The organism is Winogradskyella aurantia (genome assembly GCF_002266855.1).
GTDB lineage: Bacteria > Bacteroidota > Bacteroidia > Flavobacteriales > Flavobacteriaceae > Winogradskyella > Winogradskyella aurantia.
Genome location: NZ_NGJN01000001.1, coordinates 379,780 through 392,532 on the forward strand (window position 1 = coordinate 379,780; position 12,753 = coordinate 392,532).

At 37.9% G+C, this 12,753-nt stretch carries 10 protein-coding genes; 5 read left to right on the plus strand and 5 right to left on the minus strand.

Translation table 11 applies throughout. The features are described from left to right. Positions 1-7: 7 nt before the first annotated feature. Positions 8-868, minus strand: coding sequence for an MBL fold metallo-hydrolase (locus CA834_RS01770; RefSeq protein ID WP_094966943.1), 861 nt, complete (start codon positions 866-868; stop codon positions 8-10). Positions 869-980: 112 nt separating this feature from the next. Here CA834_RS01770 and CA834_RS01775 point away from each other — a divergent pair, with 112 nt between their 5' ends. Further along, entirely contained in the window at positions 981-2,819 is a 1,839-nt protein-coding gene (locus CA834_RS01775; RefSeq protein WP_094966944.1) for a cation:proton antiporter, read from the plus strand. A gap of 2 nt (positions 2,820-2,821) precedes the next feature. On the opposite strand, the gene lepA is transcribed toward CA834_RS01775, so the two are convergent. Further along, a complete protein-coding gene (gene lepA / locus CA834_RS01780; protein WP_094966945.1) occupies positions 2,822-4,618 on the minus strand; it encodes a translation elongation factor 4 in 1,797 nt (598 codons plus the stop codon). 150 nt (positions 4,619-4,768) lie between these two features. Between lepA and CA834_RS01785 the strand changes: the two genes are divergently transcribed. Then, complete coding sequence (locus tag CA834_RS01785) at positions 4,769-7,186, plus strand: TonB-dependent receptor domain-containing protein (RefSeq protein WP_094966946.1); 2,418 nt, start codon at positions 4,769-4,771, stop codon at positions 7,184-7,186. Here CA834_RS01785 and CA834_RS01790 read toward each other — a convergent pair. Next, positions 7,183-8,295, minus strand: coding sequence for a TolB family protein (locus CA834_RS01790; RefSeq protein WP_094966947.1), 1,113 nt, complete (start codon positions 8,293-8,295; stop codon positions 7,183-7,185). The genes CA834_RS01785 and CA834_RS01790 overlap by 4 nt on opposite strands. Positions 8,296-8,443: 148 nt before the next feature. Between CA834_RS01790 and CA834_RS01795 the strand changes: the two genes are divergently transcribed. From CA834_RS01795 to dusB, 3 genes are read left to right on the plus strand one after another with little or no spacing between them, the layout of a single operon-like run. Beyond that, the gene (locus tag CA834_RS01795) at positions 8,444-9,688 is read left to right on the plus strand and encodes a M28 family peptidase (RefSeq protein WP_094966948.1); all 1,245 of its coding nucleotides are present in this window, start codon (positions 8,444-8,446) and stop codon (positions 9,686-9,688) included. 21 nt (positions 9,689-9,709) lie between these two features. Next, positions 9,710-10,099 (plus strand): DUF4345 domain-containing protein, encoded by a 390-nt coding sequence (locus tag CA834_RS01800; RefSeq protein ID WP_094966949.1) that lies wholly within the window; start codon positions 9,710-9,712, stop codon positions 10,097-10,099. A gap of 47 nt (positions 10,100-10,146) precedes the next feature. Continuing rightward, positions 10,147-11,142: a tRNA dihydrouridine synthase DusB gene (gene dusB, locus CA834_RS01805; protein WP_094966950.1), complete on the plus strand. Its 996-nt coding sequence runs from the start codon at positions 10,147-10,149 to the stop codon at positions 11,140-11,142. Here dusB and CA834_RS01810 read toward each other — a convergent pair. After that, entirely contained in the window at positions 11,139-12,341 is a 1,203-nt protein-coding gene (locus CA834_RS01810) for an ABC transporter permease (protein ID WP_094966951.1), read from the minus strand. The genes dusB and CA834_RS01810 overlap by 4 nt on opposite strands. Further along, on the minus strand, positions 12,342-12,734 hold the full coding sequence (gene rbfA / locus CA834_RS01815) for a 30S ribosome-binding factor RbfA (RefSeq protein ID WP_094966952.1): 393 nt from the start codon (positions 12,732-12,734) through the stop codon (positions 12,342-12,344). Positions 12,735-12,753 lie beyond the last annotated feature (19 nt).

Consider the following 12,753-nt stretch of genomic DNA (forward strand, 5'->3'; position numbering starts at 1 on the left):
TATTAAATTAATTAAATATATCCTCACAGGTAAAGGTTTCGTGGAGACGAACCCCTTTTTCCGTGTGTTTTACAGTTATGATTTGATTGTGAGCATCGTGCTCTAAAAACAAGTAAAAATTATGGTCTGCCGCTAAATTTAAAAATTTTTCTTTTTCATCTAAGGTTAAAAGTGGCCTGGTATCGTAACCCATTACAAAAGGTATAGGCAGATGGCCGGCCGTAGGTAAAAGGTCAGCCATAAAACAAATCGTTTTATCTTTATATCGAATCATTGGCACCATCTGTTTATCAGTGTGGCCATTGGCAAAGAACACATCAAATCCTAATGCTGATTTTTTGAGGGTATCGCCTTCTGGCAGGTTTATAAACTTAAGGTGTCCACTTTCTTGCATTGGCAAAATATTCTCTTTTAAAAATGATGCTTTTTCTCGTCTGTTGGGTTCTGTAGCCCATTTCCAATGATCGGCATTACTCCAAAAATTTGCATTTTTAAATGCAGGCTCGTAGCCTGTTTTATCCTTATTCCATTGAATACTGCCTCCGCAATGATCAAAATGCAGATGGGTCATGAAAACATCCGTGATATCATTACGGTGAAAGCCATATTTATCTAAAGACTTGTCAATGGAATTATCCCCCCAGAGATAATAATACCCAAAAAATTTATTGCTCTGTTTATTGCCCATGCCTGTGTCAATGAGAATCAATCGGTTGCCATCTTCAATTAACAAACAACGCGCTGCAATATCTATCATATTGTTATTGTCGGACGGATTACTACGTTGCCATAATGATTTAGGCACAACACCAAACATAGCGCCGCCATCGAGCTTAAAATTTCCGGATTCAATGGGATATAAATTCATAATTGCGCAATTTACCAAAATACAATGTAAATCGTAAAAGCCTTCACGTTTTATTGTGATTTTTTGAGTTGTAAAAAAAAACCTATTTTCGAATGATTATAAAACTTAGAAAATGGTAGAATTAGCTGGTATAATTATTTTGGGAATTTTGGCCCAATGGGTTGCTTGGAAATTTAAGATTCCTGCGATTTTACCATTGATTTTAATTGGTCTTTTGGTTGGGCCTATCGCTGCGGAATTTATTAACGAAGACGGGTCTAAATGGATTGAGCCTATATGGAATGGCAAGAAAGGGCTTTTTCCTGGAGAAAGTCTTTATAATTTTGTGTCATTGGCTATAAGTATTATTCTTTTTGAAGGAGGACTTACCTTGAAACGCAATGAAATACGAAATGTAGGTCCTGTTATTACAAAGCTTATTACGGTAGGGGCGGCGATTACCTTTTTTGGAGGGGCCTTACTAGCACATTATCTCTTCGGTTTAAGATGGGATCTGTGTTTTTTGTTTTCTGGTCTAATCATTGTTACAGGACCTACAGTAATCACACCAATTTTAAGGAATATTCCATTAAAACGAGACTTGGCAGCTGTTTTAAAATGGGAAGGAATTCTTATAGATCCCATAGGTGCATTAATAGCGGTATTAGTATTTGAATTTATATCTGTTGGTGGTGGTGTTGGTTTCACAAAAGCTGCTCTTGTGCCATTTGGTAAAATTGTTCTTTTTGGTTCAACCTTTGGCTTTACCTTCGCCCACGCTTTGGTATTTGCCATCAACAAAAACTTTATTCCTCATTATTTATTGAACGTAGTCTCTCTTTCTGTGGTGTTGCTCGTTTTTATTGAGTCTGAAATTTTTGCTCATGAATCCGGTCTGTTGGCTGTTGTCGTTATGGGAATGGTCATCGGCAATAGCAAATTAGATAATATCAAGGAGCTACTCTACTTTAAGGAATCCTTGAGCGTTCTCTTAATTTCCATCCTCTTTATTCTCTTGGCTGCAAACATTAACTATCAAGACATGCTATTGCTTTATCGCTGGGAAACCTTAGCCTTGTTTTTAGCTATAGTTTTTTTGTTGCGCCCCCTTGCTGTTTTTATGAGCTCATCAGCATCAAAATTAAAAACGAAAGAAAAAATATTCATAAGTTGGGTTGGACCACGAGGTATTGTAGCGGCTGGTATTGCCTCTTTATTTGGAAGTAAGTTAAGGGCCGAAGGAGTTGCCGGTGCAGAATATATTACACCGTTGGTTTTTATGATTGTGTTGGGTACAGTGCTATTGAACGCCACAACAGCACGTTTATTCGCTAAGATTTCTGGGGTGTTCTTAACAAAATCGGAGGGCATTTTAATAGTTGGCGCCTCCAAGGTGTCTCGTCTTATAGCCCAATATTTAGTAGATAACGACAGGCACGTAGTTTTGATAGATAGCAATCAAAACAATATTAAGGAAGCTGAGAAGATGGGTATTGAGGCATACACCGAGAACATTTATTCCGACAATCTTACCGACAATATAGAGTTTAACGACATTGGTTTTCTTTTGGCATTGACAGGCAATGCCGAAATAAATCGCTATGCCGTCAAAAAATTTGGAGATCAGTTTGGTGAAAACGGTTCATTCAGATTGGCCTCAAAGGCAGAGTTAGAATATGGGAAAATTTCTACAGAGGATGGTGTTTTCACGCTTTCTGATGATTTTAACAATCTAATGGATGTCACCGAAAATTATCCCCATATCCGCGAAATACCGATAAAGGACATTGAAAATTATAATCTGCTTTTAGATAAAATAAAAGCTGATAAAGACCAAATACCTCTTTTTGTAAAATCAGGCAAGGGAGAGCTACATATTATTGCCGCTGTTGATGATGTTTTAGAAAAAGAAATAGACGCAAAGAGTAAATTGGTCTATCTAGGCAAAGAAATAAAACAACAACCTAATTAGAGTTAATCATTTAATTTGAGTACTGCCATAAATGCCTGTTGAGGAATTTCAACATTACCTACTTGGCGCATGCGCTTTTTACCTTTCTTTTGTTTTTCTAAAAGTTTACGTTTTCTAGAAATGTCACCACCATAACACTTAGCGGTAACATCCTTACGAAGTGCTTTGATGGTTTCCCTAGCAATAATCTTAGCCCCAATAGCTGCTTGTACTGGGATATCGAATTGTTGTCTCGGAATAAGCTCTTTTAGCTTTTCAGTCATTTTTTTACCGATAGAGTAGGCGTTGTCTGCGTGAACTAAGGCCGAAAGAGCATCTACGGTTTGGGCATTCAACAAAATGTCAACCCGAACAAGCTTAGAACTGCGTAAGCCAATAGGTGTATAATCAAAGGAGGCATAACCCTTTGAAACCGTTTTTAAACGGTCATAAAAATCGAACACAATCTCGGCCAAGGGCATGTCAAAACTTAATTCAACACGTTCAGTGGTTAAATAGGTTTGGTTGGTAATCTGCCCGCGCTTTTCTATACAAAGACTCATTACGGGACCTACAAAATCCGATTTTGTGATAATAGTTGCCTTGATATAGGGCTCTTCAACCCTGTTTAAAGTCGAAGGTTCCGGCAAATCTGAAGGGTTATTGACAATAACGATTTCATCTGGATTTTTATTGGTGTAAGCATGATAACTTACGTTAGGCACCGTGGTGATGACGGTCATATCAAACTCGCGCTCCAAACGTTCTTGAATAATCTCAAGGTGAAGCATGCCTAAAAATCCGCATCTAAACCCAAAGCCTAAGGCTGCAGAACTTTCGGGTTGAAAAACTAGAGACGCATCATTGAGTTGAAGTTTTTCCATTGAACTTCTCAACTCTTCATAATCTTCGGTGTCTACGGGATATATACCTGCAAAAACCATGGGTTTAACATCTTCAAACCCTCCTATGGCATTGGTTGTTGGGTGTTTGGCATCGGTAATAGTATCACCCACCTTAACCTCACGGGCTTCTTTAATTCCAGTAATTAAATAGCCCACATCACCTGCTTTGATTTCGTTTTTTGGAGCCTGTTTAAGCTTTAGGGTACCAACTTCGTCAGCAAAATAGGTTTTTCCAGTGTTTATAAATTTGATGTGCTGCCCCTTTTTTATAGACCCATTAATTACTCTAAAAATAGTTTCTACACCTCTAAAAGGATTATAAACAGAATCGAATATTAAGGCCTGAAGAGGCTCATCAAGGACGCCTTTAGGCGCCGGAATTCGTTCAATAATAGCTTCAATAATTTTATCTACGCCTAAGCCTGTTTTCCCACTCGCAGGAATCACTTCTGACGGGTCACATCCCAAGAGGTCAACAATATCGTCTGTAACCTCCTCAGGGTTTGCGCTAGGTAAGTCTATCTTATTAAGAACAGGAATGATCTCTAAATCATTTTCTAATGCTAGATAAAGATTTGAGATAGTTTGCGCCTGAATGCTCTGTGCGGCATCTACAATGAGAAGGGCTCCTTCACAGGCAGCAATAGAGCGTGACACTTCATAGGAGAAATCGACGTGTCCAGGCGTATCAATTAAATTAAAAATGTATTGTTCGCCCTTGTAGTTGTACTCCATCTGAATAGCATGCGATTTGATGGTGATACCACGCTCACGCTCTAAATCCATATTATCCAGAAGCTGGTCTTGTTTTTCTCTTTCAGTCACCGACCCAGTAAAGTCCAACAAGCGATCAGCTAAAGTACTTTTTCCGTGGTCTATATGTGCTATGATGCAAAAATTGCGGATGTTCTTCATTTATCTTTTTCTAATGCAATATAAGACTGCAAATATAATTGATTTATTGTGCTTAATTATAGGAAAAGGTACAATATGGGCGCTATAATTACGGAAAAACCGTAACTAATAGTTAAAAACAATTTTTATCTTGCGATTTAAACCTAACTTATGATAGTCAATTTACGACTTTTGTTATGCGCAGTACTTTTACCGTCTTTCTATCTACTGCAGGCCCAAGACTTTTCAATATTAGGACGCGTTACAGAAGCAAGTGATACACCAATAGAGTTTGCAAACGTTGTGGTGTTAGCAGAAGATTCGAATCAGTTTATCAAGGGGACCTCAACAGATGATAATGGGCGATTTAGCTTAAATAATCTAGCCGCTGGGAACTATAAATTACGCATTAGCTATATAGGTTTTGAAGACTACGAGCAAAAACTTATTCTAAACGGAAATTTGGATATAAAAACCATTGTACTCAACGAAGGGGCTGAAACCCTAGGGCAAGTGGATATTGTAGGGAGAAAACCTACCGTTACCCGCAAGCCAGACCGATTGGTATTTAACATTGAAAATACAGCCCTGACAGAGGGGTCTACCTTGGGTGTTTTAAGAAATACACCAGGTGTTATTGTCGCTGAGGGCGAGATTAATATTAAAAGTAATCGTGCAGTGGTTTACATTAACAACCGAAGAGTGCAATTGACATCTGATGAGTTAATTCAATTACTTGAAAGCGCCCCGGCCAACAGTATAAAATCTGTTGAGGTTATTACCAATCCACCAGCTAGTTATGATGCGGATAGCGGTTCGGTAATTAATATTATAATGAGTAAAAACCTGGTAACTGGCTACAGGGGCAGTGTTGCAACAAATTATACACAGGGCGTTTTTCCTAGGTATAACGTGGGAACAAGCCATTATTTTAAAAACAATAAGGTTAATCTTAATATCAATTATGATTACAATAGTGAAAAGATTAATAGAGATAACGATGAGCGCATAAACTATTTAGACGCCGATAACGAGTTGGACGAAATTTGGCGGTCTAATGTCAATAGAAACACCTGGTCAGAAACCCATAATCTTAATCTTAATTTCGATTATTATCTAGATGATAAAAGCACATTAAGTCTTACAAGTACTGGCTTATATATGCCTTACTTTAAATATAAAATAAACAATAACACAAACATCAGCGACAGTAATGGCGCGTTTTTATCACGATTCACGGCAAACAACCTTTCGCGAGATAATAAATATAATATTGGGAGTGACCTCACCTTCTCACACAATTTTGAAAACGCTGCAAATTTGTCATTTAATGTGCATTATACTGCCTTTAGCTATGAGCGCGACCAAAACGTTTTTAGTAACTTTTTTGATGGCTCGAATAGTTTTATAAACAGTTCAGAATTCAACACATTGGCTAATCAAGAAACTCAAATCGCAACAGCAAAGGGAGATTATAGTTTACCTATTAGTGAGAGTTCAAACTTTACGACAGGTTTAAAATACTCTAATGTGATTACGGATAGCGATATTACACGACTAGATATAATTAATGGTCAGGAGGTTATTAATACAGATAACTCAGATGCCTTCAAGTATGATGAAAAGGTTTTTGCCGCCTATGCTAATTTTAGTAAATCATGGGAAAATTGGGATTTAAACATTGGCCTTAGAGTAGAACAAACCAATATTGAAGGCACATCTGTTACCTTAAACCAAACGAACACTCAAGACTATTTAAATTGGTTTCCAAACCTAAGCCTGTCCCACCAATTATTTGAAGACATGAGCATTTATGGAAACTATAAACGCAGTATTGTTAGGCCCAATTATACCAACCTTAACCCATTTAGGTTCTTCTTAAATGAGAACTTCGTAGTTACCGGAAACCCAGAGCTTACTCCAACATACATTGACCACTATACGGTGGGCACTAGTTTTTTGAAGTATTTTACTGTTGAAGCGTATTACATGAAATATGATGGAAATATTGTAGAACTACCTAGACAGGATAACACTACTAATATATTGGCCTTTTCACCGAATAATCTTGACAATATGGTAGATTATGGCTTTGATTTTATCGTACAATTTGGACCGGCTAGATGGTGGTATATTTATGCAGTGACCTCCTTTTACAATATATCACAAGAAACCAGCTTTGGCAATAACTTCGTGAGCCTGGACCAATGGTCTAACATCAGTATTTTACAAAATAGCTTTAGGTTTCTAGAGGATAATAGTTTAAACGTCAACTTTAACATAACCTATAATAACACAAACCTTCAGAATTTAGCCTTAATTAGCACGCGTTATATTTCTAGCTTGAGTGTTACCAAGTCGGTGTTTAACAAAAAAGGGATGATTTCTTTAAGTATAGAAGACCTCTTTAACGAACAAGATTATCTTTTAGACGTAGACTACCTCAACCAATCAAGCCAGTATTTTACTGATATAGACAATCGTTTCGTAAAAATCGGTTTCCGCTATAATTTCGGCAATACAAAACTCACTACGAATGAACGCTCCACATCTGCAGAGGAGAGAGACCGTATTAAAGACTTAAATTAATCTTGCCATTCGGCAATAAATAAATTCGTATCTCTTCCACCACCGTTATTTCGGTTTGATGAAAAGGCTAAGTACTTACCGTTGTTAGAAAAAACAGGAAAAGCATCAAAGGTTTCACCGTGGGTAATACGAGTTAAGTTTTTCCCATCTATATCAATCATATATAAATTAAATGGAAACCCCCGTTCGGCCTCAAAGTTAGAAGAGAATAAAATCTTTTCACCAGATGGATGAAAAAACGGACTCCAATTAGCATTTCCCAAGTCGGTTAACTGGCGTAAATCACTGCCATCTGCATTGCAGATATACAGCTCCATTTCGGTGGGCTCTACAAGGCCTTCGGCTAATAACTCCTTGTACTCTTTAATTTCAGTTTCAGTTTTGGGACGCGAAGACCTAAAAATAATTTTGGTACCGTCTGGCGAAAAGAATGCACCGCCATCATAACCTAATTCGTCGGTTATTTGCGTGACCTCGGAACCGTCAATATTCATTGTGTAAAGCTCTAAATCTCCACTGCGGGTTGATGTAAATACTATTTTATCCCCCTTAGGCGATACGGTTGGTTCAGCATCATATCCTATTTCATTTGTCAATTGATTGACGATATTGCCCTCTAAATCTGCTACGAAAATGTCATAGCTGTCGTAAATAGGCCAGATGTACTTGCCGTTTTTACGTAACGGTGTTTCTGGGCAGTTCTCATCACTTAAGTGTGTTGAGGCATAAATGATGTGTTTGTTATCTGGCAAAAAGTAAGCGCAAGTGGTGCGGCCCTTACCTGTACTGATCATTGGTGGAACGGTATCTTCAAACGTCTCATCAAAATTCATGAGAAACATTTGGTCACAACTCACATTCCAATTAGCATTATTGGATTGAAACACAATCTGTTTATCGTCAAAGCTCCAGTAGGCTTCTGCATTATCCCCTCCGAAGGTGACTTGCCTCATAGATTTGAAATGCTTTTCTTCAGGATATATTAAGGAACTGTCAGTTTTAATGGGTTCTGCAGTTTTTTGGTCAGTTGTTTTAGAGTCTTCAGAACCATTGCCTTTACAAGACCACAATGCAATGCATAAAAATAAACTTAAAAGTATTCTGTTCATAACAAAGTATTATAATAAATGGTATTTAATACCTAATTTTGTGCAAAAATAAGGTATAGTCTTGAAATGCACTATAAATAATTTTTTGTAACAATTTCTACTTTCTATCGCTGTATTTCTATTGTCTATACAATCAATTTCTTACAACATGAAAAAGATTCTTTTATTATTCATTTTAGTGGCTGTTGCAGGGTGTAAATCTGAACCACAAATAGCAGAAAATAAAATTAAGGAAGATGTCACAATTTTAGCTGACGATAAACTCGAAGGCCGACAGACGGGAACAAAAGGCGAAGAACTAGCCGCAGAATATATTGTAGGGCGCTTTAAGGACATTGGACTTTCGGAAAAAGGTACAGAGGGCTATATACAGTCATTTTCATTCAAGCCCAAAACAGACCCACACAAGGAAGTTGAGTTTAGCACAAATGAGGATGGTACTATTACCGGTAAGAACATTATTGGATTTTTGGATAATAACGCCAAAACAACCATTGTAATCGGTGCCCATTATGACCATTTGGGTTATGGAGGTGAAGGTTCCTTGTATAGAGAAGGCGACAAAGCTATTCACAATGGCGCAGATGATAATGCTAGTGGCGTGGCCGTGATGTTAAACTTAGCGAGCAGATTAAAGCTCAAAAATGATCAAGCCGAAATAAAGGACAAAAACAACTATTTGTTTATGGCATTTTCTGGTGAGGAAATGGGGTTATTGGGTTCTAACTTTTTTTCAAAAAACCCAACTATAGATGCTAAATCCATTAATTACATGATTAATATGGATATGGTAGGTCGCATGAAAGCTGACAGTACGTTGGCGGTTTATGGAACGGGAACATCACCAATTTTTAAACAAACCTTGAAGTCGCATAACGATAAGTTTAAGCTGATAGAGAACGAGAGCGGTGTGGGACCAAGTGACCACACATCATTTTATTTAATCGATGTTCCTGTGTTACACTTTTTTACGGGTCAGCACGAGGATTATCACAAGCCAAGTGATGATACAGAGAAGTTGAATTATGAAGGAATGAGCCTTATTTCCGATTATATTCTTGACATCGTCTCAGATTTAGATGACAATGGAGAGCTTGCTTTCAGAACAACTAAAAACGAAAGTGAAGAGACCCCAAGGTTTAAGGTTGGCCTAGGTGTTGTTCCCGACTATTTATATGATGGTGAGGGTATGCGTATTGATGGGACTCGTGAAGAAACCCCAGCTTTTAATGCAGGGCTTCAAAAAGGGGATATTGTTTTAAAACTAGGGGACAGTACTGTGACCGACATGATGAGTTATATGCGCGCACTTTCTGTTTTTGAAAAAGGAGATGACGCTAATATTACCGTAAAGCGAGGCCAGGAAACCATAGAGACCAAGGTAAAGTTTTAAGGGTTTTTCAAGTAAGAACCAATGATAAAACAATATATTTTATCTAAGATTCACTTAATTATCTCTATTCTAATTGTGGTGCCTGTAGCTTTTGTTTACGGATTTAACCCAGAATTTCTATTTGAGATCCATCCAGAATCCACAGACGAGCACAACATCTTAAAAGCCATAATGGGCCTTTATTTGGGCCTTGCTACAATTTGGATTTTAGGATTATACAAACCTTATTTTTACAGAACAGCTCTAACAACTAATACGGTATTTATGTTAGGCTTAGGTCTTGGAAGGTGCTTAAGTATGTTAACGGAGGGTATGCCTTCTCCTGCTTTTATATTTGGAACGATAGGCGAGTTGGTTTTGGGAGTTTATGGTTTGTGGGTTTTAAAGGCAGAACCATTCCGCCAGAATTAAAATCTTGATATTTTAAAAAACCGTAGCTTTGCTGCAAAATTATAGACTTGGTTAAAATAGGCGACATAGAATTATCTGATTTTCCTTTGCTTCTTGCACCTATGGAAGACGTGAGCGACCCTCCTTTTAGAGCCTTATGCAAGGAGCAGGGTGCTGATGTGGTCTATACCGAGTTTGTTTCTAGCGAAGGTCTTATTCGTAATGCGGCAAAAAGCGTTATGAAACTAGATATCTATGAAAAAGAACGTCCCGTGGGGATTCAGATTTTCGGCGCTAATATGGAAAGCATGTTGCAGACCATTGATATTGTTGAAAAATCTAAGCCGGATATTATAGACATCAACTTTGGTTGCCCCGTGAAGAAAGTGGTTTCTAAGGGTGCTGGTGCAGGGATATTAAAAGACGTTTGCCTCATGGAAGAGCTCACAGCAGAAATGGTAAAACGCACTAATTTACCTGTCACGGTTAAAACCCGTTTGGGCTGGGACCACGATTCCATAAAAATAGTAGAGGTAGCTGAACGGCTTCAAGATGTTGGTATAAAAGCAATTTCCATACACGGTCGCACAAGGGCGCAGATGTATAAGGGCGATGCAGACTGGAAACCTATAGCAGAGGTTAAGAACAACCCAAGAATGCATATTCCAGTTTTTGGAAATGGCGATGTTAACACGCCAGAGCGTGCGGTAGAGATGCGAGACCGTTATGGATTGGACGGTGCCATGATAGGACGCGCTTCTATTGGTAACCCATGGTTCTTTAAACAGGTAAAGCATTATTTTAATACGGGACAACACCTACCACCCATTTCAATGGAGGAACGGGTAAAGGCCGCAAGAAGACATCTTCAAATGGCTATTGATTGGAAAGGGGAAAAACTGGGTGTTTTTGAAACGAGACGACATTACACCAACTACTTTAAAGGAATTCCCGACTTTAAGGAATATCGTATGAAAATGGTTACCAGTGATGATTCAATAGATGTGTTCGCCGCTTTTGATGAGGTCTTGGAAAAGTTCTCCAATTATCAGTTCGTAAGCTAAGATTGGATTAATGACTTGCTAATGCGCTGAGATGCAATTCGTGATGCGATAATCCCCAAGGCGAAAATAGTAACAATCACAATAAGTATATTAAAGAATTTCAGCCTTACCGGATAGGGTAACTCTGGCGTCAACAATATCCATTCAAAACGTTGTTGAAGGAAAACAATAATAAACCCAATGGAGACGCCTATAAGACCGCTAAGAATAGTCATTAAGCTACCTTGAAGAAAGAATATAGATTTAATAGATTTAATTTCCGCACCAAGACTAAATAAGGTGTTTAAGGATTTCTTTTTATCTAAAATCATCATAATGATAGCGCCAATTACATTAAATAACGCAATGATGATTACCAGGGTGAAGATGAGATAAATAGCCAGGTTCTCGGTATTGAGCATTTTAAACAAGGCGTCATTTAATTGCTCTCTGTTTTTTACAACAAACCGATCGCCATAAAGCGCCGACAGCTCTTCACGGATAATAGACTCATCTGCACCCTCAGCTAACTTTAGTTCCAAAGCACTTATTTGATGGTCTTGATAACCCAAAAGGGTTTTGGCCAACTCAATATCAGAAAACAGATATTTTGAATTAAACTCTTCATTAACATCAAAAAGACCAACATTAGACACATAGGCTGCATTATAAGCGCTTTTAAGGGACCCTATTTGCCCTTTTCCTGGTTTAGGCACATATATGGATAAGGACTTTAGAAAATCAAAAACACCAAAAGAAAGATTTCTTGAAATACCCCAACCAGCCACTACTTCATTACTATTGGGCCTTAGCCATTGCCCTTGTTTTACCATGGAATCAATATTGGTAACCTTCAAATAATTCTCGTCCACACCCTTAAGGGTTGCTAGTAAGTTTTTATTTTCAGATTTAATGATAATACGCTCTTCAATTACTTTACTATAAGAAGTTACATGGTCAATACTCAAGAGTTTTGATGCATCTTCATCACTCCACAGAAATGATTTTCCTTGGGCTGCTATCAATTTTAAATCGGGATCTACGAAAGAGGAAAACTGTAAGCTAAAATCTTTAAGACCTGCAAATACGGAAAGCACAATAAATAATGCAGCTGAAGCAATAATGACCCCTCCAGAAGCGATACGGCTCATAATATTTATAGCATTGTTACTGCTTTTAGAAAACAGATATCGTTTTGCTATATAAAAGGAAAAATTCACTTAAGATTTTTTTCGCTTACCTAAAAGATCAGGATTCTCAATAGGGTTCTCGTCACCCTTTAAGGAACGCTCAATACCATCGATATACTCTAGGGAATCATCAATAAAAAAATCGAGTTGTGGCATACGTCTTAATTGGTGACGTGTGCGTTGGGCGAGTTCATGCCTGATCAAAGGCGTATTTGACTTAACACCTTCTAACAGGGGCTTAGCCTCTTTGTTTGGAAAAACACTAAGATAGACCTTTGCAATAGATAAGTCTGAGGTGACATTCACTTTAGTCACAGAGATAATCACACCTTTAAGACCACCTGAAGAGGCGGCGCGCTGAAGAACATCGGCGAGGTCTTCTTGGAGTATTCCGGCTATTTTCTTTTGTCTATTCGTTTCCATAGTACAAAAATAGAGGATA

Coding starts and splice junctions, on each gene's coding strand:
- CA834_RS01795 (WP_094966948.1), top strand. CDS start 8,444: ATGAAAAAGATTCTTTTATTATTCATTTTAGTGGCTGTTGCAGGGTGT.
- lepA (WP_094966945.1), bottom strand. CDS start 4,618: ATGAAGAACATCCGCAATTTTTGCATCATAGCACATATAGACCACGGA.
- CA834_RS01775 (WP_094966944.1), top strand. CDS start 981: ATGGTAGAATTAGCTGGTATAATTATTTTGGGAATTTTGGCCCAATGG.
- CA834_RS01790 (WP_094966947.1), bottom strand. CDS start 8,295: ATGAACAGAATACTTTTAAGTTTATTTTTATGCATTGCATTGTGGTCT.
- CA834_RS01770 (WP_094966943.1), bottom strand. CDS start 868: ATGAATTTATATCCCATTGAATCCGGAAATTTTAAGCTCGATGGCGGC.
- CA834_RS01800 (WP_094966949.1), top strand. CDS start 9,710: ATGATAAAACAATATATTTTATCTAAGATTCACTTAATTATCTCTATT.
- rbfA (WP_094966952.1), bottom strand. CDS start 12,734: ATGGAAACGAATAGACAAAAGAAAATAGCCGGAATACTCCAAGAAGAC.
- CA834_RS01785 (WP_094966946.1), top strand. CDS start 4,769: ATGATAGTCAATTTACGACTTTTGTTATGCGCAGTACTTTTACCGTCT.